General features: G+C 70.4%; 25 protein-coding genes. 7 read left to right on the top strand and 18 right to left on the bottom strand.

The genetic code is table 11. The features are described 5' to 3' along the window. Nucleotides 1-42 precede the first annotated feature (42 nt). Nucleotides 43-2,364 carry a transglycosylase domain-containing protein gene (locus ACFYW9_RS00510; RefSeq protein ID WP_389142771.1) on the bottom strand — a complete coding sequence of 774 codons (2,322 nt, stop codon included), beginning with the start codon at nt 2,362-2,364 and terminating at the stop codon, nt 43-45. Nucleotides 2,365-2,850: 486 nt separating this feature from the next. On the opposite strand from ACFYW9_RS00510, the gene ACFYW9_RS00505 reads away from it, so the two are divergent. From ACFYW9_RS00505 to ACFYW9_RS00495, 3 genes are read left to right on the top strand one after another with little or no spacing between them, the layout of a single operon-like run. Then, nucleotides 2,851-3,378 (top strand): PadR family transcriptional regulator, encoded by a 528-nt coding sequence (locus ACFYW9_RS00505; RefSeq protein ID WP_328448692.1) that lies wholly within the window; start codon nt 2,851-2,853, stop codon nt 3,376-3,378. Then, nucleotides 3,375-4,073 (top strand): ABC transporter ATP-binding protein, encoded by a 699-nt coding sequence (locus tag ACFYW9_RS00500; RefSeq protein WP_389142766.1) that lies wholly within the window; start codon nt 3,375-3,377, stop codon nt 4,071-4,073. Before ACFYW9_RS00505 ends, ACFYW9_RS00500 begins: the two co-directional genes overlap by 4 nt. Then, a complete protein-coding gene (locus ACFYW9_RS00495) occupies nt 4,070-6,403 on the top strand; it encodes an ABC transporter permease (protein WP_389142763.1) in 2,334 nt (777 codons plus the stop codon). Before ACFYW9_RS00500 ends, ACFYW9_RS00495 begins: the two co-directional genes overlap by 4 nt. A 117-nt stretch (nt 6,404-6,520) precedes the next feature. On the opposite strand, the gene ACFYW9_RS00490 is transcribed toward ACFYW9_RS00495, so the two are convergent. The 4 genes from ACFYW9_RS00490 to ACFYW9_RS00475 all read right to left on the bottom strand — a co-directional run bounded on the left by ACFYW9_RS00490 (nt 6,521) and on the right by ACFYW9_RS00475 (nt 9,672). Continuing rightward, complete coding sequence (locus tag ACFYW9_RS00490) at nt 6,521-6,949, bottom strand: hypothetical protein (protein WP_326785754.1); 429 nt, start codon at nt 6,947-6,949, stop codon at nt 6,521-6,523. Nucleotides 6,950-6,953: 4 nt separating this feature from the next. After that, nucleotides 6,954-7,406, bottom strand: coding sequence for a roadblock/LC7 domain-containing protein (locus ACFYW9_RS00485; protein ID WP_328448700.1), 453 nt, complete (start codon nt 7,404-7,406; stop codon nt 6,954-6,956). Between the two features lie 54 nt (nt 7,407-7,460). Continuing rightward, a complete protein-coding gene (locus tag ACFYW9_RS00480; RefSeq protein WP_351858961.1) occupies nt 7,461-8,420 on the bottom strand; it encodes a MarR family transcriptional regulator in 960 nt (319 codons plus the stop codon). A 277-nt stretch (nt 8,421-8,697) separates the two neighbouring features. Continuing rightward, nucleotides 8,698-9,672 (bottom strand): LysR substrate-binding domain-containing protein, encoded by a 975-nt coding sequence (locus ACFYW9_RS00475; protein ID WP_389142757.1) that lies wholly within the window; start codon nt 9,670-9,672, stop codon nt 8,698-8,700. A 174-nt stretch (nt 9,673-9,846) separates the two neighbouring features. On the opposite strand from ACFYW9_RS00475, the gene ACFYW9_RS00470 reads away from it, so the two are divergent. Next, nucleotides 9,847-10,401: a peroxiredoxin gene (locus ACFYW9_RS00470; RefSeq protein WP_328448706.1), complete on the top strand. Its 555-nt coding sequence runs from the start codon at nt 9,847-9,849 to the stop codon at nt 10,399-10,401. 6 nt (nt 10,402-10,407) lie between these two features. After that, the gene (locus tag ACFYW9_RS00465; RefSeq protein ID WP_326785759.1) at nt 10,408-10,941 is read left to right on the top strand and encodes an alkyl hydroperoxide reductase; all 534 of its coding nucleotides are present in this window, start codon (nt 10,408-10,410) and stop codon (nt 10,939-10,941) included. A 208-nt stretch (nt 10,942-11,149) separates the two neighbouring features. On the opposite strand, the gene ACFYW9_RS00460 is transcribed toward ACFYW9_RS00465, so the two are convergent. From ACFYW9_RS00460 to ACFYW9_RS00445, 4 genes are all read right to left on the bottom strand, one after another. Further along, nucleotides 11,150-12,565 carry an AI-2E family transporter gene (locus ACFYW9_RS00460; RefSeq protein WP_389142752.1) on the bottom strand — a complete coding sequence of 472 codons (1,416 nt, stop codon included), beginning with the start codon at nt 12,563-12,565 and terminating at the stop codon, nt 11,150-11,152. 135 nt (nt 12,566-12,700) lie between these two features. Continuing rightward, nucleotides 12,701-13,399, bottom strand: a complete 699-nt coding sequence (locus ACFYW9_RS00455; protein WP_389142749.1) for a lytic transglycosylase domain-containing protein — start codon at nt 13,397-13,399, stop codon at nt 12,701-12,703. Between the two features lie 427 nt (nt 13,400-13,826). Then, nucleotides 13,827-15,152: a PhoH family protein gene (locus ACFYW9_RS00450; protein WP_328671181.1), complete on the bottom strand. Its 1,326-nt coding sequence runs from the start codon at nt 15,150-15,152 to the stop codon at nt 13,827-13,829. A 320-nt stretch (nt 15,153-15,472) separates the two neighbouring features. Further along, nucleotides 15,473-16,246, bottom strand: a complete 774-nt coding sequence (locus ACFYW9_RS00445; protein ID WP_326785763.1) for an isoprenyl transferase — start codon at nt 16,244-16,246, stop codon at nt 15,473-15,475. A gap of 144 nt (nt 16,247-16,390) precedes the next feature. Here ACFYW9_RS00445 and mgrA point away from each other — a divergent pair, with 144 nt between their 5' ends. Together mgrA and ACFYW9_RS00435 are read left to right on the top strand one after the other, a co-directional pair. After that, nucleotides 16,391-17,428 (top strand): L-glyceraldehyde 3-phosphate reductase, encoded by a 1,038-nt coding sequence (gene mgrA / locus ACFYW9_RS00440; RefSeq protein WP_389142744.1) that lies wholly within the window; start codon nt 16,391-16,393, stop codon nt 17,426-17,428. Between the two features lie 409 nt (nt 17,429-17,837). Then, nucleotides 17,838-18,173: a DUF192 domain-containing protein gene (locus tag ACFYW9_RS00435; RefSeq protein WP_351858949.1), complete on the top strand. Its 336-nt coding sequence runs from the start codon at nt 17,838-17,840 to the stop codon at nt 18,171-18,173. A 302-nt stretch (nt 18,174-18,475) separates the two neighbouring features. Here the strand turns inward: ACFYW9_RS00435 and ACFYW9_RS00430 are convergent, their stop codons facing one another. The 9 genes from ACFYW9_RS00430 to ACFYW9_RS00390 all read right to left on the bottom strand — a co-directional run bounded on the left by ACFYW9_RS00430 (nt 18,476) and on the right by ACFYW9_RS00390 (nt 25,300). Beyond that, nucleotides 18,476-19,351: an LLM class flavin-dependent oxidoreductase gene (locus tag ACFYW9_RS00430; RefSeq protein ID WP_389142740.1), complete on the bottom strand. Its 876-nt coding sequence runs from the start codon at nt 19,349-19,351 to the stop codon at nt 18,476-18,478. A gap of 48 nt (nt 19,352-19,399) precedes the next feature. Next, nucleotides 19,400-20,011, bottom strand: coding sequence for a dihydrofolate reductase family protein (locus tag ACFYW9_RS00425; RefSeq protein ID WP_351858945.1), 612 nt, complete (start codon nt 20,009-20,011; stop codon nt 19,400-19,402). An 85-nt stretch (nt 20,012-20,096) separates the two neighbouring features. Beyond that, nucleotides 20,097-20,744, bottom strand: a complete 648-nt coding sequence (locus tag ACFYW9_RS00420) for an OmpA family protein (protein ID WP_351858943.1) — start codon at nt 20,742-20,744, stop codon at nt 20,097-20,099. Nucleotides 20,745-20,747: 3 nt separating this feature from the next. Then, nucleotides 20,748-21,317 carry a hypothetical protein gene (locus ACFYW9_RS00415; protein ID WP_389142736.1) on the bottom strand — a complete coding sequence of 190 codons (570 nt, stop codon included), beginning with the start codon at nt 21,315-21,317 and terminating at the stop codon, nt 20,748-20,750. Between the two features lie 33 nt (nt 21,318-21,350). Beyond that, nucleotides 21,351-21,959, bottom strand: a complete 609-nt coding sequence (locus ACFYW9_RS00410; RefSeq protein WP_389143546.1) for a pilus assembly protein TadG-related protein — start codon at nt 21,957-21,959, stop codon at nt 21,351-21,353. Further along, a complete protein-coding gene (locus ACFYW9_RS00405) occupies nt 21,956-22,159 on the bottom strand; it encodes a hypothetical protein (RefSeq protein ID WP_389142733.1) in 204 nt (67 codons plus the stop codon). Before ACFYW9_RS00405 ends, ACFYW9_RS00410 begins: the two co-directional genes overlap by 4 nt. 114 nt (nt 22,160-22,273) lie before the next feature. Further along, nucleotides 22,274-23,005 carry a response regulator gene (locus ACFYW9_RS00400; protein WP_389142730.1) on the bottom strand — a complete coding sequence of 244 codons (732 nt, stop codon included), beginning with the start codon at nt 23,003-23,005 and terminating at the stop codon, nt 22,274-22,276. Next, nucleotides 22,998-24,410, bottom strand: a complete 1,413-nt coding sequence (locus tag ACFYW9_RS00395) for a sensor histidine kinase (protein WP_389142727.1) — start codon at nt 24,408-24,410, stop codon at nt 22,998-23,000. Before ACFYW9_RS00395 ends, ACFYW9_RS00400 begins: the two co-directional genes overlap by 8 nt. After that, nucleotides 24,410-25,300: a DUF5936 domain-containing protein gene (locus ACFYW9_RS00390; RefSeq protein WP_389142724.1), complete on the bottom strand. Its 891-nt coding sequence runs from the start codon at nt 25,298-25,300 to the stop codon at nt 24,410-24,412. Before ACFYW9_RS00390 ends, ACFYW9_RS00395 begins: the two co-directional genes overlap by 1 nt. Nucleotides 25,301-25,302: the final 2 nt, after the last annotated feature.

Here is a 25,302-nt window from a genome sequence, read left to right as displayed (position 1 = left end):
GAGTTCCGGGTGCCCCCTCCGTCACGCGTCCGCTGTCGTCCGCTACTGGCCGGTCTGGTCGAACGGGTTCTCCGGGATGTCGTCGGTGGGTGTACTCGTCGGTGTGGACGGGCTCGTCGTCGTCGGCTCGGTCGTCGTCGGCTCGTCCGTGGGGGTCGGCGGAGCGCTCGTGGTGGGCGGCTCCGTCGAGGGCTCCTCGGTGGTCGGGGTCGACGACGGCGTGCTGGACGGCGTCTGGGTGGCGGTGGGCAGGTCGGTCGGCGCCACCGCCGCGCCCGACGTGGTGTTCAGGTCGAACTCGGTGACCTTCCCCGCCATCGCCGCGAAGGTGTAGGCCGCCCAGATCTTCGCCGGGTAGCCACCACCGTTGACACGGCCGCCCTCCAGGACGAGGCCCGTGGCGCCCTTCATGGAGACCTGCTTGTGCGGGGGCTTCGCGTCCTCGCCGAACAGCAGGACCGAGGTGACCAGGTTCGGCGTGTAGCCCGTGAACCAGGCCGACTTGTTGTTGTCGGACGTACCGGTCTTGCCGGCGACCTGCTGGCCGTCACGGGCCGGGTTGTTCCGCACCGAGACCCGGGCCGTACCGTCGTCGACCACACCGGTCAGCACCGAGGTGACCGTGTCGGCGGCCTCCTCGCTGATGACCTGGTCGCCGATCGGGTCCGGCATCGTGACCGGGGTGTCCTTGTGCTCGGCCTTGCCGACGATCGCCGGGGTGACCTTCTTGCCGTGGTTGTCGAGCGTGGCGTACACGCCGGCCATCTCCAGCGGGCTCGCGCCCATGGAGCCGAGGGTCTGGGCGGGTACGGCCTGGATGCCCTTGGTGTTCATGCCGAGCTTGCCCGCGACGTCCAGCACCTTGTCCATGCCGACGTCGACGCCCATCTGCGCGAAGACGGAGTTGATGGACTTGTTCATCGCGGTCTGCACGGTGACGGGGCCGTAGCTGTGCTCGTCCTCGTTCGGCGGTGCGAAACCGATGTCGCTGCCCACCACGGGACGGCGGCTGGTGCCGTCGTAGACCGTGTTCGCGGTGATCGGCCGGCCGGACTGCGTCTTGGCCTCCTCGGCGAGGGCGGCCGCGAAGATCAGCGGCTTGAACGTCGAGGCGGCCTGGTAGTCACGGCGCGTCGCGTTGTTGAAGTAGTGCTTGAAGTAGTCCTTGCCGCCGTACATCGCGAGGACCTTGCCGGTCTTGGGGTCGACCGACGCGGCACCCGCCTGGATGTCGGCGTCGACCTTGCGCTTCTTCGGGTCCAGCTTGCTGGTGAGCTGCTGCTTGACCGTCTTCTCCAGCAGGGCCTGCTTCTTCTTGTCCACGTTGAGCGTGACGGTCCAGCCGCCCGCGGTGATCAGGGCCTTGGCGTCGTCCAGGTCCTCGGCGGTGCCCTGGGCGACGAGCTGCTTGGCCAGCTCGTTGTCGGCCGCCTCCACCAGATAGCCGGTCTGGCCCTCCATGCCCGGCGCGCCCTTGGGTTCCTCGGGGACCGGGAACTTCATGCCCGCGCGCTTGCCCGAGTCGAGCCAGTGCTGCTCGACCATGTTGTCGAGGGTGTAGTTCCAGCGGGCCTCGACGAGCTTCTTGCCGGTCTTCGAGGCGACCGCCCAGTCGTACTGGCTCGGAGCCTGGAGCAGCGAGGCGAGGTAGGCGCCCTGCGCGACCGAGAGGTCCTCGGCGTCGACACGGTAGTAGGCCTGCGCCGCGGCCTGGATGCCGTACGCGTTGCGGCCGTAGTAGCTGGTGTTGATGTAGCCCGCGAGAATGTCGTCCTTGGACTTCTTGCGGTCCACCTTCAGCGAGATGACCATTTCCTTCAGCTTGCGCGTGACGGTCTGGTCCTGGCTGAGGTAGTAGTTCTTGACGTACTGCTGGGTGATCGTCGAACCACCCTGCTTGCCCTTGCCGGAGAGGGTGTTGATCAGGCCTCGGGCGGTGCCCTTGAGGTCGATGCCCGAGTCGCTGTAGAAGCTCTTGTTCTCGGCGGCGACGAACGTCTTCTGGACGCTCTTGGGCACCTTGGCCAGGTCGACTATCTCGCGGTTGACCTTGCCGCTGCGCCCGAGTATCGAGCCGTCGCTGTACTTGTAGATGTTGCTCTGGCGCTTGGCGGCGGCGTTGCCCTCGGGCACCGACACGACCATGTAGAGCACGATGAAGGCGCCCATGCCGAGCAGGCAGAAGCCGAGGAACGTCCCGAGGATCGTCTTCCAGTTCACGAACCGGCGTATGCCGGTGCGGCGGGGCTTGCCGCCCGCCTTCGCCCCCGGCGTGGCGCCCGCGGACTCGTGTCCGGACGAGCGCTGGGGCGCCGCGCGGCGGCCCTGCGCCTGCCGCGCTCGTCTCTCTTCAGCTCGTCCCATGGGTCGATCCGCTCCGCTTCATTCTCGTATGGCACACAAGTTCGCCGGTCAGGTCAGCTCAGCAAGCTAACACCGCGCGCTATGACAAAGGGGCGCCGATCCGGCCTTTTCCGGACGTGACAATCAGCACGCCATTGGCACCGCCCCACTGAGTCCGACGTGCGGAGAGGCCGGAAGGTTGCCGTGACGGGACAAAGTGAGACGACGAACAGCGCGCGGCGGGCGCGCGGACCGGGTTCCCGCCGTGCCGCGCACTCCCCGGGTCCGTGCGGGCGGCGCCCCGGTTCGGGCGGGGGCCCGGGTGCGGGAGGGTGAGCGCCCCGGGTGCGGGAGGGCGGGCGCCCCGCGCGGGAGGGCGGCCGGACGGTTCCAGAACCGTGACAATCGGCCGTGACCAGCCGGTTCCCTTCACTCGGACCATCTCTCCCGCGACCTGTACGCACGGCGTATACACGCGGTGTATACGCCGTGTGTAGAGTGCTGGGCATGTCCATCGGTCACACCCTTCTAGGGCTCCTGGAGTCCGGGCCGCGCCACGGTTACGACCTGAAGCGGGCCTTCGACGAGAAATTCGGTCACGACCGGCCGCTGCACTACGGCCAGGTCTACTCGACGATGTCGCGGCTGCTGAAGAACGGGCTCGTCGAGCTCGACGGGATCGAGGCGGGCGACGGGCCCGAGCGCAAGCGGTACGCGATCACCGAGGCCGGCGTCACCGACGTGCGACGCTGGCTCGCGACGCCGGAGACACCCGAGCCGTACCTCCAGTCGACCCTGTACACGAAGGTCGTCCTCGCCCTGCTGACCCACCGGGACGCGAGCGAGCTCCTCGACACCCAGCGTTCGGAGCACCTGCGGATGATGCGCATGCTGACCGAGCGCAAGCGCAAGGGCGACCTGGCCGATCAGCTGATCTGCGACCACGCCCTCTTCCACCTGGAGGCCGATCTGCGATGGCTGGAACTGACGGCCGCGCGCCTCGACCGGCTCGCCGAGGCGGTGACGGCCCGATGACCACGTCCGCCCCTCCCCCGGGCTCCCTGCTCACCGCCTCGGAGCTGCGCAAGACGTACGGCCCGACCACCGCGCTGGACGGCGCCGCCTTCTCCATCCACCCCGGCGAGGTCGTCGCCGTGATGGGCCCCTCCGGCTCCGGCAAGTCCACCCTGCTCCACTGCCTCGCCGGCATCGTCACACCCGACTCCGGCTCGATCACGTACGACGGCCGCGAGATGGCGACGATGAACGACGCCCGGCGCAGCGCGCTGCGCCGCTCCGCGTTCGGGTTCGTCTTCCAGTTCGGCCAGCTCGTACCGGAGCTGAGCTGTGTCGAGAACGTCGCGCTGCCGCTGCGGCTGAACGGCACGGGCCGCAGGGAGGCCGAGCGCACCGCGCTGTCCTGGATGGAGCGGCTGGAGGTCGACGACCTCAGGGACAAGCGGCCCGGCGAGGTCTCCGGAGGCCAGGGGCAGCGGGTGGCCGTCGCCCGTTCGCTGGTCACCAGCCCCCGGGTGCTGTTCGCCGACGAGCCGACCGGCGCGCTCGACTCCCTCAACGGCGAGCGCGTGATGGAGCTGCTGACCGAGGCGGCCCGCTCGACGAACGCCGCCGTCGTGCTCGTCACGCACGAGGCGCGCGTGGCCGCGTACTCGGACCGCGAGGTCGTCGTACGTGACGGCAGGTCCAGGGACATGGAGCGGATCGTATGAGTGCCCGCCAGTGGTCCCGCGACCTCGCCATGGGTGCCAGGTTCGCGGTGACCGGAGGCCGTGAGGCCTGGGTACGGGTCCTGCTGACGGCCGTCGGGGTCGGTCTCGGCGTGGCGCTGCTGCTGCTCACCACGGCGATCCCGAACGCGCTGGACGCACGGCACCGCCGGGAGGCCGCCCGCACCGACATCACGTACAGCTCGACGGTCAAGAAGAAGTCCGACCGTACGCTGCTCGTCGCCAACGCGGGCACCACCTTCCGCGACGAGGACGTACGCGGCCGGCTGCTCGAACCCGAGGGGGCCCGCGCGCCGCTGCCGCCGGGCGTGTCCACGTTCCCGGCGGTCGGTGACATGATCGTCTCCCCCGCTCTCGACCGGCTGCTGAAGTCACCCGGGGGCAAGCTCCTGCGTGAGCGGCTCGACCGCCGTGTCAGCGGCACGATCGCCGGCGGCGGGCTCACCGATCCGCACGAACTCGCCTACTACGCGGGCGCCGAGGGCCTGACCGCCGGCGCGCTGAGCACCGGCCGGGTCGAGCGCATCGACTCGTTCGGCTCCGAGGAGCGGTCCGAGGCGATGGACCCCGTCCTGCTGCTGCTCGTACTGATCGTCTTCGTGGTGCTGCTGATGCCGGTCGGCGTCTTCATCGCCGCGGCCGTACGGTTCGGCGGTGAGCGGCGCGACCGGCGGCTGGCGGCGCTGCGGCTGGTCGGCGCGGACGGGCGGATGACCCGGCGCATCGCGGCGGGCGAGGCGCTGGCCGGGGCCCTGGTCGGACTGCTCCTCGGCGCCGGGTTCTTCCTGATCGGGCGTCAGCTCGCGGGCCTGATCATGCTCTTCAGGATCAGCGTCTTCCCGGGCGACCTCAATCCGGCGCCCGCCCTGGTGGCGCTGGTGGCCCTCGCGGTCCCGGCCGCCGCGGTCGCGGTGACGCTCTTCGCGCTGCGCGGCGTCGTGATCGAACCGCTCGGCGTGGTGCGTACGGCACGGCCCTCGCGGCGCCGGCTGTGGTGGCGGCTGCTGCTGCCGCTGGCGGGCCTCGCGATGCTCTACCCGATGATCGGGCAGGGGCGGACGGGCGGCGACTTCAACGAATACCTCGTCGTCGGCGGCGTCATGCTGATCCTGGTCGGCATCACCGCGCTGCTGCCCTGGGTGGTCGAGGCGGTCGTGGCCCGGCTGAACTCCGGTGGCGTCGCCTGGCAACTGGCCGTCCGCAGGCTCCAGTTGAGCAGCGGCTCGGCGGCCCGCCTGGTCAACGGCATCGCGGTGGCGGTGGCCGGCGCGATAGCCCTGCAGATGCTGTTCGCCGGGGTCGACAGCGACTACACGAAGGTCAACAAGAACGATCTGACCCGGGCCCAGATGTCCGTCAACGTGCCGGAAAAGGTACCGATGGACAAGGCGGTCCGGGAGCTGTCGGGAACCAGGGGGGTCACGCGGGCGACGGCCCTCGGACGGACCGATCTGGGCGACCGGCGCGACGAACCCGAGCGCCAGTCGAGCGTGACGGTCGGCGACTGCGCGGCCCTGCGGGAGGCGGCCAGGCTGCCCTCCTGCGAGGACGGCGACATCTTCGCGGTGGAGAACGCGGAGTGGGACGAGAACACCGCGGCGCTCGGCAAGGCCGGTACCCGGCTCTACCTCGACCCGTCCAGCGGCTCCTACTTCAAGGGCGAGGAGATCCCCTGGACGGTGCCGAAGGACATCAGGCGGGCGGGCTCGCGCAAGGACCCTTCGGGCGACGAGCGCGGCGGCTTCCTGTTCACGCCCGGGGCGCTGCCCGAGCGGGCCGCGTCCGCCGTGCACGGGACGGTCTATCTCCAGCTCGACGAATCGGTGCCGGACGTCCGTGAACTCGTCCGCAACAGCGCGGCGCGGATCGACCCGCTGGCCGACGCCAACACCTGGACGGTGACGACCGAGGCCGGGAAGTTCACGTCGATCCGTACCGGGCTGTTCGTCGGGGCGGCCTGCGTCCTCGTGCTGATCGGCGCGAGCCTGCTGGTCTCCCAGCTGGAGCAGCTCCGGGAGCGCAGGAAGCTGCTGTCGGCGCTGGTCGCCTTCGGCACCCGGCGCCGCACGCTGAGCATGTCGGTGCTGTGGCAGACCGCGATCCCGATCGCCCTGGGGCTCGCCCTCGCGATGGCCGTGGGCCTCACCCTCGGCACGGTCCTGCTCAAGATGACGGACACCGCGGTGAGCGTGGACTGGGCGAGCGTGCTGTCGATGACCGGCATCGGCGCGGGTGTCGTGCTCCTGGTGACCCTGCTCAGCCTGCCGCCGCTGATCCGGCTGATGCGGCCGGACGGGCTGCGCACGGAATAGGGCGCCGGACGGGCGCGGCGGGACGCGGTCACCTGCCTGCCCTGCCGCGCCCGTGACACGGTCCGCCGTGCCGCCGCCGGTGGCCCTCCCCGCCCGGGGAGGGCCACCGGTTCGCGTTCAGAGGCTGTACTCCTTCACCACGCGCCGGACCTGCGCGAAGAGCATGCCCACGTTGACCGCCTTGCGGCAGACGACCACGGCGACCACGTCCTGGCTGTCGTTCATCCGCACGAACAGATGGGTGAGGTTGTCGCTGTTGACCAGGATCTCCTGGAAGAAGTGCGCGTCGGACTCGATGCCGCGCCGCTCCTTGAAGACGTCCTCGATCATCTGGACCGTACGCCCCTGGAACAGGTCGAGGGTCGCGCCCGCGAGCAGGTCCAGGACCTCCGGCGGATGGTTGTCGACGGTCTCGTAACTCAGCAGCATTCCGGTCGACATGTCGACCGCTCCGGAGGCGACGCAGTCCGGAGCGTCGGTGCGCAGTGATTTGACCAGGCCCATGATCTGGTCGGAGAACCCCGGTGTCATTCGCTTGCTGGCCATGTCGTCATACCCCTTCGGTCGCGGTCTCGGTCACGGCTCCGACGAAAGCGTCGGGTACTGCGGGAGGTGCGGGGAGCGGACCGGGGCCGGCCCCGGTGAGGATCGATCCGATGCGGCCGAGAGCCGGCCGGGTGTGCTCGTGGAGCCGTTCGAGGTCGATGCCCTCGTCGCCGAGGACGATCATCAGCGCGGTGTCGCCGACCGCGTAGAAGGCCGCGAGCCCCTGGCTGCCGTAGGTCACGGTCTGGCGGAACGCGCCCCGGCCGGTGACCGCGGTCGCGCGGCGCGCGATGCCGAGGCCCGCGGCGGCGATCGCGGCGAGGCTCTCCGGTTCGATGGTGTCGGCGGTGTCGGCCGCGATGAGCATTCCGTCGGCGGCCGCCACCGCCGTGTCGGTGATTCCGGGAACCTGTTCCCGGAGTTCCCTCATTTCCCTGGCCAATGCCTCGTGATTCATTTGTCGAACTCCCTGATGATGATGCGCATGTGATCGGTGACAGGCATTTCGGTTTCACGTTCCGGAGTCCGGGGTCCAGATCCGGTGCCGCAGCCGGAAGAATCCTTTCCAGCTCGCCCCGGCCCTTTCGGGGGCGAGGGTTTCGGTTATTCCGCTCGCGCCGGGATCACGGCGGGGCAGCGACGGGGCATGCGCGCCGGGGTCCCTGCGGGGCAGGGACGGAGCGATCGCCTCCGGTGGCGGGCCGGGGTCCGGCCGGGGCCCGGGTGCCGCGGACTCTCCGGCGGCCACCGCGGAGGACAGGGCGGAGAACACCTCGGGATCCAGGGCGGGCGGGGCGCCGGCGGGCCGCTGCCGGAGCGCTCCGGTCGGCAGGTCCCGCACGGTGACGCGGGTGGCGGAGTCGGGCTCCGACGGCAGTTCCAGCAGTCCCTCGCCGAGCATGCGGGCCATCCCCACCGTGACGGTGTAGGCGCCGAGGCCGGTCGCGAAGGCGATGTCACGGGCGGTCCGGCGGCCGTCGGCGTGGGCCAGCAGCTCCTGCTGCGGTGGCGGGAGCTGCTCGCGTATCTCGTCCGGCACCGCGGCCGGCACGGGGCGTTCCCGGTCCGGCCGCACGGGCCACGGCAGGGCGGCGACGGCCGCGAGCTTCCTCGCCGCGTCCTGGAGCAGCCGCCCCGGAGCCTCTCCGAGGGCGACCGGCGCGTACGGCTCGAAGGCGGCGTCGAGCGGGTCGCACGCCTCCACGTCACCGGCCACGACGGCGAAGGCCGCGTCCTGCATCGCCATCATGCAGACGACCCGGAGCTGTGCGGCCCCCGCGTAGCCGTGCGCGATCAGCCCGGCCTCGGGCCACCGGCCGCCGTCGGCCTCGCGGAGCAGTCCGGCCCACTGTTCACCGCTGACGCGGCCGGAGCGCAGCAGCCGCGCCTCGGCGCCCGGGGCACCCGGACTCTCGACGGCGACGACGCAGCCGTCACGGAGATGGAAGACTCCTCCGGGCTTTCCGGACACCCGTAGCTTTCCCGTCACCCGCGTGCTCTGGCATTCGCCCAGCGCGCGCGACAGCAGGTCGTATCCGACCCTGCCAAGGGAATCCCGAATGCCCGACATCACTCCCCTTGGAACTTCCGGCACTTCGCACAGACGCCTGACGAGTCACCCTGAGGAGGTATGTGTATCAGCCGGGGCGGATACCCCAGCGAGAGTCGCACTACCTGACGGAAGTTGAAATATCCCGGCTCCCGAAGGACATCATCGGTCGCCCAAATGACCGACTGTGCACGGCAGTTCAGGCCTTGGCGTCCAACACCCTGACGGGCAGCGGACGCAGGGCTCCCCGCAGGGCCTCCGCCAGTTCCTGGTACTCCGTGCTCCGCGCGGCGCCCGACCGCATCGCGAGCGCGATCCGCCGGGTGGGCGCCGGGTCCGCGAAGTACCCGGTGAGGAGCTGATCGCTGCGGGTGGTCTCCACCTTGACGGCGGTACGCGGCAGCAGGGTCACCCCGAGACCGCCCGCGACCAGCTGGACGAGGGTCGACAGGCCCGCGGCGGTGGTGGTCACGGGGGCGTCCGCGCGCCCGGCCTCACGGCAGATGTCGAGGGCCTGGTCGCGCAGGCAGTGGCCCTCGTCGAGCAGCAGCAGACGCAGTTCCCGCAGCGCCTCGCGCGAAATGCCCTCCCGCCCGCCGAGCCCGTGGCCGAGCGGGGTCACCAGCACGAAGTCCTCGTCGAACAAGGGGAGTTCGAGGACACCGGGCACACCGAGGGGGACCGCGAGCAGCAGCAGGTCGAGCCGGCCGGCCGTCAGGCCCTCCAGCAGGCTGGCCGTCTGCTCCTCGTGCACCTGGAGGTCGAGGTCGGGATAGCGGTCGTGGACGAGACGCAGGACGGTCGGCAGCAGGTACGGGGCGACGGTGGGGATGACCCCGAGGCGCAGCGCTCCGGTGAACGGCGCGCGCACGGCTTCCGCCTCCTCCATCAGCGCGCCGACCTCGGCCAGCACGGCCCTGGCGCGTACGGCCAGACGCTCGCCGGCGGGCGACAGGAGCACTTTGCGGGTCGTACGCTCCAGCAGGGTCACCCCGAGGATCTCCTCCAGGGCGGAGACGGCGCCGGACAGGGCGGGCTGGCTCATGCCGATCGCGGCGGCCGCGTCCCGGAAGTGCAGATGCTCGGCGACGGCGGTGAAGGCGCGCAGCTGCGCGAGGCTGGGGCTGCGGCGCCCGCCGCCCTTGCCGCCCGCCCTGCCGGTGGGGCTCGCCATGGCCTCGCCTCTCGCTCCGGGTGGGTTCACCGGACGTCACTGATAGCCGTACTCGATCAACACGACCAAGTGTAGCTATTTCCCGAATCAATACTGCCTGTGCCACGATCGAGGTCGTCCACCCCCTAGGGAAATGCCCCCAAAAAGGGCTGCCCCTTGCTGCTAGGAGAGTTTGTGCTCACTGTCGGTGACCAGTTCCCCACGTTCGACCTGACCGCCTGCGTCTCGCTGGAGAAGGGCCAGGAGTTCGAGCAGATCGACCACAAGACCTACGAGGGCAAGTGGAAGATCGTCTTCGCGTGGCCCAAGGACTTCACCTTCGTGTGCCCCACCGAGATCGCGGCCTTCGGCAAGCTGAACGACGAGTTCGCCGACCGTGACGCGCAGGTGCTGGGCTTCTCCGGCGACTCCGAGTTCGTGCACCACGCCTGGCGCAAGGACCACGACGACCTGCGTGACCTGCCCTTCCCGATGATGGCCGACTCGAAGCACGAGCTCATGCGCGACCTCGGCATCGAGGGCGAGGACGGCTTCGCCAAGCGTGCCGTCTTCATCGTCGACCAGAACAACGAGATCCAGTTCTCCATGGTGACCGCCGGCTCCGTCGGCCGTAACCCCAAGGAGGTCCTGCGGGTCCTGGACGCTCTCCAGACGGACGAGCTCTGCCCGTGCAACTGGACCAAGGGCGAGACCACTCTCGACCCGGTCGCCCTGCTGGCCGGTGAGTGACCTTCCATGGCTCTCGACGAACTGAAGTCCGCCATACCGGACTACGCCAAGGACCTGCGCCTGAACCTCGGTTCGGTGATCGGCAACAGCGACCTGCCGCAGCAGCAGCTCTGGGGCACGGTGCTGGCCTGCGCCATCGCCTCGCGCTCCCCGCGCGTCCTGCGTGAACTGGAGCCCGAGGCCAAGGACCGGCTGTCGCCCGAGGCGTACACGGCCGCCAAGTCGGCCGCCGCGATCATGGCGATGAACAACGTCTTCTACCGGACGCGGCACCTGCTGTCGGACCCGGAGTACGGGACGATGCGGGCCGGTCTGCGGATGAACGTCATCGGCAACCCGGGCGTGGAGAAGGTCGACTTCGAGCTGTGGTCGCTCGCCGTCTCCGCGATCAACGGCTGCGGGCAGTGCCTCGACTCCCACGAGCAGGTGCTCCGCAAGGCGGGCGTCGACCGGGAGACGATCCAGGAGGCGTTCAAGATCGCGTCTGTGCTCCAGGCCGTCGGCGCCACGCTGGACGCCGAGGCGGTCCTCGCCGAGTAGTCCTCGCGCGCGGACTCCCGCACGCCCGAGCGGCTCGCGCGACGTGCGACCCGCTCGAAACTCTCAGGGCCCCGCCCACCTTCATGGTGGGCGGGGCCCTGTGCGTTCACGACGGGTTGGGCCCGGTGCGTTCACTCCGGACGGGGTCCTGTGCGTTCACTCCGACTCCGGGCGGGGCCCTGCGCGTTCCGCTGCGCGAGTGCGGCCGCTACGGCGTCAGCCGGTGGGCCGGGGACGCGTCCACGGCGGTGGCTCCGCGGGGCTCGGGGGCGTGGCGCAGATCCGCTTCGGCCGCGTACGACCGCAGGTAGACGACCACCGTGTTGGTCACCGCGACCAGCGGGACGGCGACGACCGCTCCGCCGATGCCCGCGACCATGCCTCCGGCGGCGACCGACAGGACCACCGCGAGGGGATGGACGCGGACCGCGCGGCCCAGGATGAAGGGCTGGAGGACGTGGCCCTCGATCTGCTGGACGGCGAGGACCACGACGAGTGTCATGACGGCGGCGAAGACGCCCTGGGTCACCAGCGCGACCACCACGGCCAGCGCCCCGGAGATCACCGCGCCCACCAGCGGGATGAACGCGCCGAGGAAGATGAAGACGGCGAGCGGCACGGCCATCGGGACCTTGAGGAAATAGATGCCCAGGCCGATGAAGGTCGCGTCGATCAGGGCGACGATCACCGTGCCGCGGACGTAGGCGGTGAGCGTGCGCCACGCGCGCGGGCCCGCGCCCGCGACCCCGGTCCGGGCGGCGGCCGGGACGAGCTTGAGCGACCACTCCCAGATCCGCTTGCCGTCGTAGAGCAGGAAGAGGGTCGAGAACATCGTGAGCAGGATGCCCGTCAGCGCCTCGACGATCACCGTCACGCCCTGGAGGCCCGCCGACGTGATCTGGTCCGTGTTCGCGCCGATCGCCTCGCGGAGGTTCTTCGCGATCTCGTTGATCTGCTTGTCCGTCACATGGAACGGGCCCTTGAGGAGCCACTTGCGCAGCTCGTCGATGCCGTCCTGGATCTGGTTGGAGAGGTTGTCGATGTTCTCCTGGACCTGCCAGACCACGAACCAGCCGACCAGCCCCATGATGACGAAGCCGAGGATCGCGGTGAGCGCGGTGGCGAGCCCGCGCGGCACCCCGTGACGTGTCAGCCGGCCCACCGTGGGCTGGAGCAGCGCGGTGATGAGCAGCGCGGCCACGAAGGCGAGCACGACGAGCTGCACGGCGCTGATGACCCGCATCAGCACCCAGACGGTGCCCGCGAGGATGAGCAGCCGCCAGCCGGCCTCGGCGGCGACCCGCACTCCCCACGGCACGGCGAGGGCGGGGTCGGGGCGGTGGTGGGGCGGCGCCGCGTGGACGGGCGCCGCGGCCGTCTCCTCGGAGGGCCGCTGGACCGGGAGCGCGGAGGCGTCGGCGTCCGCCGCCGGGTCGTCGGGGGTCCCGGAAGCCCGCGGGAGGGTGCCGGGTGCGTCGAGGGGGGCGGGCGCGTCGGGGCCGTCCTCGCCGTCGAGGGGGCCCTGCGTCTCCAACTCGACCTCGGCGCGGCGCTCGTCCAGCCTCTCGCCGAGCTCGGTGAGTCCGGCGCCGATGCGGCCGAGCCATCCTGGTACACGCGACATGATGCGTCCTCTTCCCCCGCTGCTCCCCACCACTCCCCCCTGGAGTCGTCGGGTCCGACCGTACATGGCCGAAGCCCCTCCCCCTAGGACGGGGAGGGGCTTCGCAAGGTTGAGCCGCCGGCGTACGGCGTGGAACTAGTACCAGTGGTTGGCCTGCCAGAACGACCATGCCTCACAGGGGCTGCCGTACCGGCCGTTCATGTAGCTCAGGCCCCACTTGATCTGGGTGGCCGGATTGGTCTGCCAGTCGGACCCGGCGGACGCGTACTTGCCCGCGGGCAGGGCCTGGAAGAGGCCGTAGGCACCCGAAGAGGCGTTGACGGCGTGGTAGTTCCAGCTCGACTCGTGGTTCACGATGTTGCTGAAGCACTGGAACTGACCGCTCGGCACCATCTGGGCCGCCATCGCCTGGATCTGGGCGACGGTGTACGAGGACTGGACCGAGAAGCTGGAGGCGTCACGCGTCGCGGAACGGCTGGCAGCCTTCTCGGCTTCCTCGCGCTCCTTGGCTTCCTGCTCGGCCTTGGCCGCGGCCTTCTGCTTCGCGACGGCGTCGTCGGCCGCCTGCTTGCGGGCGGCCGCCTCGGCGTCCTTCTTGGCGCTCGCGTCGGCGGCGATGGCCTGGGCGTCGGCCTGCTGCGTCAGGGACGCGGTCTGCACCTGGGCCTGCTGGCCCGCAGGTATGTCAGCGAGGAGAGTCGAGTCGCTCGCCGTCGCCTCGGCATCGTTCGAGGGCTGGGCGACGCTGCCCGAGGCAACTCCGACCACGCTTCCGACGGCGGTGACCGCGGTGGCCGAAGCCACTGCGAATCCCCGGACCGAAATCCGGCTCACACGGTTTCCTTCCAGCATCGCCCGTTTAGGTGACCCTCGCGGACGCAATCGTGCCCCTCGGCGCTGGCCTCCCAACTGCGGGGTCACGGGGAGACACGGGCCCGGTGGGCAACTCCCGCTGGGGGAGCGCCGCGTGGTGCGCGGGCGGCATACGACGGCTCTATGGAGTTCTGAGGTTCCGGTGTTGCCGTACCGCTGGGGGTACAGCTGTGTCGTATGCGGGGCCTGACAGGAGTGAGACTTTAGCCGTAACCCGGCTCCGCACGGCAATTCCGTGTCGCGTGTGAAAGCTCACACCCCGTTTGCCTCAGCTGTTTCCTGGAAACGCCAGCGCAGCAGGACGCCGCCCGGCTAGGCTCTTCGCCTTTGCCGGACGGCGCCAACCAGCGTGTATCCACCACCCTTTGACCAGGTGGGACAGCCGGGATCAGATCTGCCCGTCCTCCAGCATTTCGGTCACGAGTGCCGCGATCTGGGACCTCTCGGAACGATTCAGCGTGACGTGCGCGAAGAGCGGATGGCCCTTCAACTTCTCCACGACGGCGACCACTCCGTCATAGCGCCCGACGCGCAGATTGTCCCTTTGTGCCACGTCATGGGTCAGAACGACCCGTGAATTGGCCCCGATCCGGGACAGAACGGTCAACAGGACGTTCCGTTCCAGGGACTGGGCCTCGTCCACGATCACGAACGCGTCGTGGAGCGAGCGGCCGCGGATGTGCGTGAGCGGCAGGACCTCCAGCATGCCGCGCGCGGTGACCTCCTCGATGACCTCGCGGCTGGTGACCGCGGAGAGCGTGTCGAAGACCGCCTGGGCCCAGGGGCTCATCTTCTCGGACTCGGAGCCGGGCAGATAGCCGAGCTCCTGCCCGCCCACCGCGTACAGCGGCCGGAAGACCATCACCTTCTGGTGCTGGCGGCGTTCGAGGACGGCCTCCAGGCCCGCGCACAGCGCGAGCGCGGACTTGCCGGTGCCGGCCCGGCCGCCCATCGACACGATCCCGATGTCCGGGTCGAGCAGCAGATCGAGCGCGATGCGCTGCTCGGCACTGCGGCCCTTGATGCCGAACGCCTCACGATCGCCGCGCACGAGCCGGACGTCGCCGTCGGCGGTGACACGGCCGAGGGCCTTGCCGCGCTCCGACTGGATCGTCAGACCCGTGTGCACCGGCAGACCGGCCGCTTCGGGGACATGGACGTGTCCCTCCTCGAAGAGGATGTCCACCTGTTCGCCGGCCAGGCTCAGTTCGGACATTCCGGTCCAGCCGGAGGAGCCCGTGATGGCGAGCTCCGCGCGGTACTCCTCGGCGAGGAGGCCCACGGAGGACGCCTTGATCCTGAGCGGCAGGTCCTTCGAGACGACGGTGACGTCGTATCCCTCGGCCTGCAGGTTGCGGGCGACCGCGAGGATGCGGGAGTCGTTGTCCCCCAGGCGGTACCCGCTGGGCAGGACGCTGGGGTCCGAGTGGTTGAGCTCGACCCGAACCGTCCCGCCGAGTTCCCCGACGGGAATCGGGGAGTCGAGGCGGCCGTGCCGGACCCGGAACTCGTCGAGCAGGCGCAGGGCCTGCCGGGCGAAGTAGCCGAGTTCGGGATGGTGCCGCTTGGCCTCCAGCTCCGTGACCACGACGATCGGAAGCACTACCTCGTGCTCGTCGAAGCGGCTCAGGGCATTCGGGTCGGCCAGCAGGACGCTGGTGTCGAGAACATAGGTGCGCCGGTCTGGCTTGCGGCGCTTTGTGCTGGTCACCACGGAAGGACGTACCCCCTCGGATGAGGTCGGGGAGCGACGAAGGAGATCTGGACCGGTTACCGGCACCGATGCACGGGCCGAAAACCGGCCCTCCGCTTCGTCCGTACTGACCGCACGGTCGGGCTGGTGCAAAGGGCCTCCCGGGCGGACGGCCCCGAGCCGTCCGCTGAGATACGACACCCGTGGTTCGGGCATCGACCTGCAAGGCTTATGCCCTCGAACCAGCGAAGCCATGCCACGGCATATGACGGCGCGTTCGTTAACTCCCGATGACGTACGTCCCCGCAGGGTGCCCCGCGCGGCACGGGGCACCCCGGAATTCAGCCTCCGTAACGGCGGTGTCGCGCCGCGTAGTCGCGCAGGGCGCGCAGGAAGTCGACTTTGCGGAAGGCCGGCCAGAAGACTTCGCAGAAGTAGTACTCGGAGTGGGCGGTCTGCCAGAGCATGAATCCGGACAGCCGCTGCTCACCACTGGTGCGGATCACCAGGTCCGGATCGGGCTGGGCGCCGGTGTAGAGGTGCTTGCCGATCAGGTCGACGTCGACGCGGTCCGCGAGGTCCTCCATCGAGGTCCCCTTGTCGGCCGCGTCGAGGATCATCGAGCGCACCGCGTCGGCGATCTCCTGGCGGCCGCCGTAGCCGATGGCGACGTTGACGACTATCCCCTCGACATGGGCGGTGGCCTCCTCGGCCTCCTTGAGGGCCGACTGCATCGGGGAGGGCAGGATGTCCCGCGTCCCGACGTGGTGCACCCGCCAGCGGCCGTCGGCCGCCAGCGTGCGGACGACGCCCTCGATGATGCCGAGGAGCGGACCGAGCTCCTCCTGCGGGCGGTCGAAGTTGTCGGTGGACAGCAGCCACAGGGTGACGACCTCGACATCGGTCTCGGAGCACCAGCCGAGGAACTCCTCGATCTTGTCGGCTCCGGCCCGGTGGCCCTGGGCGGTGGTGGAACCCGCCGCCTTCGCCCAGCGGCGGTTGCCGTCCATGATGACGCCGATGTGCTTGGGCACCTGGTCGTGATCGAGGTGGCCTTCCACCCTGCGTGCATAGAACCTGACCAGCAGGCGGCGCAGGTTGTCGCGCAAGGTCACGTGTTGTCAGCCCCTTTGTGCGGATCGGACGGACGCGCCCGAGCACAGTCCCTGTCCATATGGCGGTCCCCCGGGGCGAAGCCTACCCCCGCGAAACGCGAGGGCTCCCGAGGGGCCCGTGCACCCTGGCATAGGTTCGTCCCCATGAACGACCCCACTCTGTACCGGGCCGCAACGGAGCGGTACGACTCGATGGAATACCGGCGTACGGGCCGTAGCGGCCTCAAACTGCCCGCGGTCTCGCTCGGCCTGTGGCACAACTTCGGCGACGACCGCGCGCTGGACTCCCAGCGCGCGATCCTGCGCCGCGCCTTCGACCTCGGCGTCACCCACTTCGACCTCGCCAACAACTACGGGCCGCCGCCCGGCTCGGCGGAGCTGAACTTCGGCAAGCTGCTGAAGGAGGACTTCGCCCCTTACCGGGACGAGCTGGTCATCTCGACCAAGGCGGGCTACGACATGTGGCCCGGCCCGTACGGGGAGTGGGGCAGCCGCAAGTACCTGCTGTCCTCGCTGGACCAGTCGCTGAAGCGGATGGGCCTCGACCACGTCGACATCTTCTACTCGCACCGCTTCGACCCGGACACCCCGCTGGAGGAGACGATGGGCGCGCTCGCGTCCGCCGTCCAGCAGGGCAAGGCGCTGTACGTCGGTGTCTCCTCGTACAGCAGCGAGCAGACGGCGGAGGCGGCCGGGATCCTGACCGGCATGGGCGTCCGTCCGCTCATCCACCAGCCCTCGTACTCGATGCTCAACCGCTGGACCGAGGACGACGGCCTGCTCGACACGCTGGAGGCGGCCGGCATGGGCTGCATCTCCTTCGCGCCGCTCGCGCAGGGTCTGCTGACGGGCAAGTACCTCCAGGGCATCCCGGAGGGCTCGCGCGCCACCCAGGGCAAGTCGCTGGACCCGGGCCTGCTGAACGACGAGGTCGTGCGCCGGCTGAACGGGCTGAACGGCATCGCGGCCCGGCGGGGCCAGTCGCTCGCCCAGCTCGCGCTCGCCTGGGTGCTGCGCGACCAGCGGATGACCTCCGCCCTCATCGGCGCGTCCAGCGTGCGGCAGCTGGAGGAGAACCTGGCGGCGCTGGCGGCCCCGGAACTCACGGACGAGGAGCTGAAGGAGATCGACACGTTCGCGGTGTCGACACAGGGCGCCAACATCTGGGCCCAGCGGCACTGAGTCACCGCGATCCCGGGCCGCGCGGGGCGGCCCCTCCCGGGGGCGCACGGGGGCGCCTGCCGGGCGGGCCGCCGCGGGCACAAAAAAACGGGCCGGTCCGTGGGGGGGAGACGGACCGGCCCGAGGGGGGGTTTCCACCATAACCCTTCGTAAGTGATGCTGCGTGCATCCGCGTGCCACAACTACTCTCCGGAGTCGCCCGGCAACGCCTCGACGAGCGTGGAACCATCGATTCCGGGTGTGATCATGGCTGATTCATGGCTGATTCAAAGGGAATCGTGAAGGATCGGCAGAGATCCAAGGGGTTCATGAGCACTCCCGGGGCGTGGCGCCGCCGCGTCGGTCCGTACTCCGGGCGGGTGATCCGCCCGGCGGCCTCCCGCTTGACTCCCCCGCTAACTTCGCACCCATGGCCACGTTCACGACGGACGGGACGACCGAGCCGGTACCCCTGGAACTCGCCGCCACCGCGCGCGCCCGGCGACGGGGGCTGCTCGGACGCCGGGGGATCGAGGGCGCGCTGCTGCTCACACCGGCGAACTCGGTGCACACCCTGGGAATGCGGTTCGCGATCGACGTCGCCTATCTGGACCGGTCGTCGCGGGTCCTGGCGGTACGCACGATGCGTCCGGGCCGGCTGGGACTGCCGCGGCCCCGGGCCCGGCAGGTCCTGGAGGCGGAGGCCGGGTCGATGGAGCGGTGGGGCGTGCGGCGCGGCGTGCGGATCACGGTCCGGCACGCCTGACGCCACGTCACCGGGCAAGGCAGCACCGCGCAGCCCCCTCCTCTGCGCGGTGCCACACGCGCAGCTTTGCTCACGCGAATTACCTTGGTCTGAACTTACGTCAGTCGAACATTCCTGGCGACAGCCGATCGGTAACGATGTGGAAACCCCGTGCGGATCTCCCGCGCGCGGCGTGCCGCACCCCGCCCCGCCGCCCGTCATCCGGACGGACATCTCACACCGAGCGACCCCCATCGGGAGCTTTTCGGTCAATCTGCTCGCGCGGCCGTGGATCATGCCCTGCGGGCCTGCGGATGGGGGGATCAGGGGACCAGCGGGCGCACCTGTCCGGCCGCGAAGCGGACGAAGCCCTCGGGGTCCGGCTCGTCGGCGGTGGGCTGGAGGACCACCGTGTCGGCGCCGGCGTCCACGAGACGCCGGACGGCCTCGGCGACGGCGTCCGCGTCGCCCGCGACCCCGAGCTCCGGGACGGCGCTCTCGCCCTCGGCCTCGGTCTCGGCGCGCAGCCGGGCGGCGGCGTCCGCCCCGGTGGCGGTGCGCAGATAGACCACGACCCGGTGGTGTCCCTCCGTCCGGCCGGCCCCCTGCCGCCCCTCGTCGATGAGCCGACGGGCCCGCCGTACCCCGTCGGCGGTGGTGGAGGCGGTGAGGACCGTGCCGTCGGCGGCCTCACCGGCGAGGCGGAGCGTACGGGGCCCGGTGGCGCCGGTGAGGACGTCGGGCGCGTCGGCGGGCGGCCAGTCGAGGGCGACTCCGTCGAGTCGCACGTACCGCCCCTGGGTGGTCACGCGCTCACCGCGCAGCAGGGCGCGCAGCGCGTCGAGATGCTCGCGCAGCAGCGTCAGGGGCGACTCGGCCCGCGCCCCGACCTGACCCATCCAGTCCTGGACGCCGTGGCCGACCGCGACGGCGGCCCGCCCGGGGAACAGCCGGTGCAGGGTGGCGGCCTCCATCGCCGTGACGGCGACGTTCCGCAGCGGGACGGGCAGCAGTCCCACTCCCACCCGCAGGCGCTCGGTCCAGGCGAGCGCCGCCGCGGCGGTGGAGATGCCCCCTTCGAGGAAGCAGTCCTCCCACAGCCACAGTTCCTCGAGTCCCGCCTCCTCCGCCTCGCGCGCCAGGGCGCGCAGCCGCTCGGGGGGCAGTTGGGGCCGGAAGACAACACCGAGGGAGGTCATTCCGACTTCCTACCCAGGAGACCCGGGTGACCCACCACGCTCGACCGTTCACACGCCTTCGGTGCCGGCCGTCCCCGGGGCGTCACCCGTGCCGGTGGCGGTGTCGCGCTCGTAGCGCAGGAGGGCGACGCCGTTGCCGAAGGTCCGCGTCTCGATGAGGCGGAGGTCGGTCGGGGCCTCGGACTCCGGGAACAGCGGCTTGCCGGCCCCGATGAGGACGGGGTGCACGTACAGCCTGATCTCGTCCACGAGGCCCAGCCGCAGGAACTCGGCGGCGAGATCGGCGCCACCGAGCGCGAGGTCGCCGCCCTCCTGCGCCTTCAGGGCCAGGATCTCCTCGGGCACGACCTCCCGTACGACCGTGGTGTGCCCCGTGCCGCGCTCCAGCGTGCGCGAGAACACCAGCTTGGGCGTGTTCCGCCAGATCCCGGCGAACTCGACCTCCTCCGGGCCGGCGTCCGGGTTCTTGTCGGCCGTCGGCCAGTAGGAGGCCATCAGCTCGTAGGTCACCCGTCCGGACATCAGGACTCCGAACCCTCTGATCAGGTCGTTGAAGTGCTGGTGCAGTTCGGCGTCGACCCGGTGCCAGTCGATCTCGCGGTTCGGGCCCTCGATGTATCCGTCGAGGGACACCGACATCATCAACACGATCTTCCTCATGGCGGACTCCATCGACCTCGTGCGCGACCCGTTCGTCGGGGGCATGCTGCCAGGACGCCGGGCGCGGGAGAAGGTGACGCGCGCGTCAGGCGCTGTTCCCGTCCGCGGCGCCCCTCGGGAAGGTCACCTCCACCCGGCGGTTCTTGCGGCGGCCCTGCTCCGAGGTGTTGTCGGCGATCGGGTAGTCCTCGCTGTAGCCGCGCACCTCGAAGGTGATGTCCGACTCCGCGGAGCCGAGCACCTCGGCCAGCCGGTCGTGCACCTCTTCCGCGCGCTTCTTGGAGAGGGTCAGGCCGTGCGCGTACGAGCCGAGGTTGTCGGTGAATCCGAAGACGCGGACCGTCGTCGCGTGCTGGGCCTTGATCTCGTCGGCGATCGCCTGGATACGGGACCGGGAGTCCGGGTTGAGCTTGGAGCTGTCCTTGGGGAAGAGGACCTCCGCCTGGAGCGCGAACGTCACGTCCGAGTTGGTGTCCTCCCGGCGCTCCTCGCCGCCCAGGTCCTCCACGACCGACTTGATGTCCAGCACCTTGGCGGGCGCCAGGGTCGCGCCGTCGGCGAGCTTGAGCCCCGGGCTGTTGGCGTCGACGTCGGGGGGCGGGGAGGTGGTGACGCTGCCGGGCGGGGCACTGGGGTCACCGTCGTCCGCGTACGCGGGACCCGGCAGGCCGAGGGTGATCAGCACGGCGAGGGCCGTGAACGCGGTCGCGGCGGGGCGGGGTGGGAGGGCCATGGGTCAGCCCTCGGAGAGAGTGACGGCGGTGGGGGGCAGAGAGCCAACTTGGAAGTTGACCGAGTCCGTGCCCTCCGGCGGGGCCGGAAACTGAGCGAACCAGGATGCCGAGTCCCCTGACCTGAGCCGCGAGAACTTCGTGCAGAGACAGCGGCCCGACGTGTCCCGGAGAACGAGGTACTTCTTCTTCCCCTTCTCGTCGACGAGGCTTGCGCCCGACAGAGAACCGCCGTTGCTCGCCAGCTCGGTCTCGTTGCTCTGCCAGTCGGCCCCCAGCCACGAACCGCTGCCACCGTTCGTCACTTGGCCTGACACCGTCACGAAGCCGCCTTGATCACGCTCGGCGGACGTGATGGTGACGCTGATGTCGCCGTCCTTCGCCGTTGCGAGCACTCTGTCCGCGGAAGCGGTCGGCGACTGCTTGCTCCCGCCGTCGTCCGTGCCCGGACTGGAAGCAGGAGCCGAGGAACTGCCCTTCGGCTTGGCGTCGTCCTCGCTCCCACCACAACCGGCCACCATGAGAAGCAGCCCACTCGTGATCGCCACCGCGGCCATGGCCCTGCGGCCCTTCATGATGTGCCGGAGATCCATCGGTACGGCTTCCTCTCACTCGGCCAGATGCACAGAGAACAGCACGGACGCGTCGGGAAGGTCGTCCGAATCGAAATCTTCGGGATCGATGTCCACGGGATCCCCGTCGCAGTCCAACTGCACGGGCTTCGTGGGATCCGCGTCGGTGGCGAAGGTGCAGCGCGGCTCTATGACTGCCGTCGCATGAGCCTTCGCGTGGCGGTTCTCCGTACCCGGGATGATCGAGTCGCCGACCGTGTAACGGGTCTCGATCTCCACGTGATAGCCGGGGAATCCGTTCACGACGGTGGGCTGGGCCCCGCCCAGCACCGTCGAGTCGTTCTCGGCGGCCAGTCGGTCGGCGGCGGCGGATGCCCCCGTACCGTGGAACTTGTCGCCGTTCAGCCAGTCCAGCCAGTGGTCGTCCGTGCCGATGGCTCCCATCAGCCCGTCCACGAGTTCGTCGCGGGAATCCTGCGCCGCCGCCAACGCCGCAGCGTCCGCCGCGGATTGAGCTCCATTGCGGGCGGACGCTGCTTGGGCGAAAGCGAAGAACGCGAACGCGGCGAAGAGCAGAATCCCCGTCAGCCAGATGTATATCGGGAGAGTCTGCCCTCGGTCACCGCAGAGGAACGATGGGGTCAGCCGCCGCCGACCACCCGGTCGACCGCGTCGCCGATCGCACCGGAGATCGTGCCGTCGAGCCCCAACTGGTCGATCAACGTGAAGATCCCCGCGATGATGATCATCAACCCCGCGTACTCCACGAAACCCGCGCCCGCGTCCCGGTGGGCGCCCCGCGTCCGGGAGATCACCGTTCGGGTCCATGTGGTGAACCTGTTCATCAGGACTGCCCTCCCTGCCGACGCCACTAACGACCCGAGCACCGTACGTGAGAAGTCGCCTACCGCGAGTGGGCCCAGGGGCCCAACTTCGCTGGTGGGGAGCGCGGGGCGGAATCATCGGTTCCACCCCTCGTGTGCCGTACCCAGCCAGTGGGCGATCGCTTCGCTCCGCGAGGAACTGTGCAGCTTCGCGAAGATGCGATTGATGTGATTCTTGACGGTCTTCTCCGCGATGAAGCAGGTGGCGGCGATCTGGCGGTTGCTCATGCCGGCCGCGATGAGGTCCATCACCTCCACCTCCCTCGAACTCAGGCCGAACTCGGACTGGTGGACGGCATGGCGGTGAAGTCCCGCCGCCGGCAAGGGCCGAGCCTCCGACGACTGTGCCACAGCAGATTGCAGGTGCGAAGAGAATGAGTGCGGTTGGTACGAAACTCCGAGTGAATCCGGGACAGTGGGGCGTCCGTGGCGTACCTCCCGTACGGCGGCGATCAGTTCGGCCGCCGTGAACTCGCCATGGACGAGATAGCCGGACGCGCCTTTGCGCAGGGCTTCCGCCACGACCTCGGGTTCGCGGCTGTACGTCAGCATCATCACCGGGGCGATCGCGCACAGTTCGGGCAGGGCGGTGAGGCCGTCCGTGCCGGGCATCCGCACGTCGAGAAGGACCACGTCCGGGACGAGAAGAACGGCGCGGTCCAGTGCCTCCGCGCCGTCCCGCGCCGTCGCGACGACCGCGATGTCGGGGTGCCCGTCCAGCAGCGCGGTCAGACCGGCCCGTACGACCGGGTTGTCGTCGGCCACGAGGACACGCAGGGACGGACCGGAAAGTGCCTGGTCAGGCATGTGCGGCCTCCTCTTGGGAAGTGGGGGGAGCGGGAAGGGCGGCCGTCGAGAGCGGGAGGGTCAGCCGGACCTCGGTGCCCCCGCCGAGGGGCCGGTCCAGCCGGATGTGGCCGCCGACGCACGCGGCTCGTTCCGTCATGCCGAGCAGGCCGAAATGGCCGGATCTCGTCCAGGCGGCGAGCGCGGCGGGGGTCACCGGTGCCGGGAGGCCCACGCCGTCGTCCCGGACGAGCAGCCCGAACTCGTGTTCCGACACGTCGAGTTCGACCGTCACCGCGTCCGCGCCCGAGTGGCGGTGGGCGTTCTCCAGCGCCTCGGACACGATCGCGAGGACGTGGTGGGCGGCACTGCTGGGCAGGACCGCGGGCGCGCCCCGGTGCCGCACGGCCGGGGCGAGGCCGGGGCGGTCATCGAAGTCGGCCGCCATGCGGTGGAGTTCGGGAAGGAGGTCGATGTCCGGGTCGGTCAGGTCGCTGTGCCGCCGCAGGTCCGTCAGGAGGGTGCGGGACTCGGCGGCGGCGAGGCGTGCCGCGTCCGCGACGGCGGTCGCCTGGAGTTTGAGCGCCTGCGGGTCCCCGCCCTCCGCGGAGGCGGCCAGCGCCTCCGCGGCCAGCGCGAGCCCGTACAGCGTCTTGGCCACGGAGTCGTGCATCTCGCGTGCCATGCGGGCCCGTTCGGACTCCACGGCCTCCGCGACGGCGAGCCGGCTGGTCGCCTCGGCCAGGGCCTGGCCGGCCGTGCCGAAGCGGAACAACAGATTGCGCAGGGTGACTCCGATGATGCCGGCACCGACGCAGAAGCCCGCGATGAGCAGGGTGTTGGAGCCCGCTCCCGGCCGGTGCTCCCAGGCCCTGAACACCGTGAGCAGCACGATGAGCTGGAACCCGGTGAAGACGCCCGCGCCGCGCCAGCCGTACAGCAGGCCCGACAGCAGCGGGGTGCAGACCGTGGCGTAGGCGAGGGGGGAGGCCGGGGACGCGGTGAGGAGCAGGACCGCGCCGAAGGTGAGGTCCAGGCCCATCAGGGTCGGGTGGGCGAGGAGACGGGGGCCGAAGCGGTCCCAGTCGCGGAGCATCGCGTAGGAGCCCATGACGCCGAGGACGGCGGCGGCGAGGACCGCGTAGCGCAGGAGGCCGCCCGTGGCGTTCGTCATCGCGAAGGGCGCGCCGACCGCGATGGCCGCGAGGCGGACCGCGAAGGCCTGACGGCACAGGGCCTGGAGGGCGTTGAGCTGGAGGCGGATGCCGCCGGGTGCGGGGACGTCGTCCGCGAGGTAGCCGGTGCCCCGTTGTTCGCGGGTCCGCACGAGCCGAAGGGGCCGGTGCGCACGGCTTCGGGCGAGCCGAAGGAACTGGTGCAGGCGGGCGCGGAGGGTGTGACCCCGGTCGCCGGGGAGGCTCTTCATCAGCGCCCCAGGATCGAGCCGAAGTCGGTGCCCGAGCCCAGGAACATGCCCGTCGCGATGAGGATCATCGTCGCCGGGAGCATGAACACCAGGGTGACCATGGTGGCCTTGGGAATGGTCTTGGCGGCGCGGCGGCGGGCGTTCTGGGCGTCCGTGCGGCGCATGTCGGTGGCGAGCTGGATGAGGGTCTCGGCGATCGGGGAGCCGAGTTCCTCGCCCTGCTGGAGCGCCGAGACGAACTGGGCCACCTGCTCGGAGGAGTTGCGCCTGCGGAGTTCGTCGAAGGCCTGGCGACGGCTGACGCCCATGTCCATCTGGCGCAGGGTGATGCGCAGTTCGTCCGCCCAGGGTCCCTCGTACTTCTCCGCGACGCGGTCCAGGGCCTGGCGGAAGCCGAGGCCCGCGGAGACGACGACCGCGAGGACGTCGAGGAAGTCGGGCAGGGTGCGGTCGATGACCTCCTTGCGCTCCCGGACGGCCTGCCAGATGAGGGCGTCCGCGGCGACCAGCCCGAAGGCCAGCGTGAGCACGGCGAAGAGGAGCTGGCCGTTGGAGAGGAAGACCAGGCCGAGGACGACGCCGAAGACCCCGTACACCGCCCGGCGGGCCGCGTAGCGGTTCAGGGTCAGGCCGCCGGGGTTGCCCGCCATGTCGATGCGACGGCGTTTGGCGTCCACACGCCGGGGGCCCATCAGGCGCAGGACCGTCGGCGCGAAGCGCATGCCGAGGCGGTCGACGGCCGAGTCCGCGGCCGAGACCCGGGTTCCGCCGACCTCCAGGGCGAGCTGGAGGTCGCTGGGGAGTTTGACCTCGGCGCGGATCATCCGGACGCCCAGGAGGACGCCCGCGACGGCCGCGCCCATCAGGACGGCGAGCAGCAGCGGCAGCATGG

This window comes from Streptomyces sp. NPDC002698 (assembly GCF_042888945.1).
Lineage (GTDB): Bacteria > Actinomycetota > Actinomycetes > Streptomycetales > Streptomycetaceae > Streptomyces.
Note: the sequence above shows the minus strand (reverse complement) of the source record. Positions and strands in the feature narration are given on the sequence as shown.

What these genes read in the sequence shown, in the direction of transcription:
- ACFYW9_RS00510 (WP_389142771.1), bottom strand. Translation starts at nt 2,364, where the DNA reads ATGGGACGAGCTGAAGAGAGACGAGCGCGGCAGGCGCAGGGCCGCCGC.
- ACFYW9_RS00505 (WP_328448692.1), top strand. Translation starts at nt 2,851, where the DNA reads ATGTCCATCGGTCACACCCTTCTAGGGCTCCTGGAGTCCGGGCCGCGC.
- ACFYW9_RS00500 (WP_389142766.1), top strand. Translation starts at nt 3,375, where the DNA reads ATGACCACGTCCGCCCCTCCCCCGGGCTCCCTGCTCACCGCCTCGGAG.
- ACFYW9_RS00495 (WP_389142763.1), top strand. Translation starts at nt 4,070, where the DNA reads ATGAGTGCCCGCCAGTGGTCCCGCGACCTCGCCATGGGTGCCAGGTTC.
- ACFYW9_RS00490 (WP_326785754.1), bottom strand. Translation starts at nt 6,949, where the DNA reads ATGGCCAGCAAGCGAATGACACCGGGGTTCTCCGACCAGATCATGGGC.
- ACFYW9_RS00485 (WP_328448700.1), bottom strand. Translation starts at nt 7,406, where the DNA reads ATGAATCACGAGGCATTGGCCAGGGAAATGAGGGAACTCCGGGAACAG.
- ACFYW9_RS00475 (WP_389142757.1), bottom strand. Translation starts at nt 9,672, where the DNA reads ATGGCGAGCCCCACCGGCAGGGCGGGCGGCAAGGGCGGCGGGCGCCGC.
- ACFYW9_RS00465 (WP_326785759.1), top strand. Translation starts at nt 10,408, where the DNA reads ATGGCTCTCGACGAACTGAAGTCCGCCATACCGGACTACGCCAAGGAC.
- ACFYW9_RS00460 (WP_389142752.1), bottom strand. Translation starts at nt 12,565, where the DNA reads ATGTCGCGTGTACCAGGATGGCTCGGCCGCATCGGCGCCGGACTCACC.
- mgrA (WP_389142744.1), top strand. Translation starts at nt 16,391, where the DNA reads ATGAACGACCCCACTCTGTACCGGGCCGCAACGGAGCGGTACGACTCG.
- ACFYW9_RS00435 (WP_351858949.1), top strand. Translation starts at nt 17,838, where the DNA reads ATGGCCACGTTCACGACGGACGGGACGACCGAGCCGGTACCCCTGGAA.
- ACFYW9_RS00430 (WP_389142740.1), bottom strand. Translation starts at nt 19,351, where the DNA reads ATGACCTCCCTCGGTGTTGTCTTCCGGCCCCAACTGCCCCCCGAGCGG.
- ACFYW9_RS00425 (WP_351858945.1), bottom strand. Translation starts at nt 20,011, where the DNA reads ATGAGGAAGATCGTGTTGATGATGTCGGTGTCCCTCGACGGATACATC.
- ACFYW9_RS00420 (WP_351858943.1), bottom strand. Translation starts at nt 20,744, where the DNA reads ATGGCCCTCCCACCCCGCCCCGCCGCGACCGCGTTCACGGCCCTCGCC.
- ACFYW9_RS00415 (WP_389142736.1), bottom strand. Translation starts at nt 21,317, where the DNA reads ATGAAGGGCCGCAGGGCCATGGCCGCGGTGGCGATCACGAGTGGGCTG.
- ACFYW9_RS00405 (WP_389142733.1), bottom strand. Translation starts at nt 22,159, where the DNA reads ATGAACAGGTTCACCACATGGACCCGAACGGTGATCTCCCGGACGCGG.
- ACFYW9_RS00400 (WP_389142730.1), bottom strand. Translation starts at nt 23,005, where the DNA reads ATGCCTGACCAGGCACTTTCCGGTCCGTCCCTGCGTGTCCTCGTGGCC.
- ACFYW9_RS00395 (WP_389142727.1), bottom strand. Translation starts at nt 24,410, where the DNA reads ATGAAGAGCCTCCCCGGCGACCGGGGTCACACCCTCCGCGCCCGCCTG.
- ACFYW9_RS00390 (WP_389142724.1), bottom strand. Translation starts at nt 25,300, where the DNA reads ATGCTGCCGCTGCTGCTCGCCGTCCTGATGGGCGCGGCCGTCGCGGGC.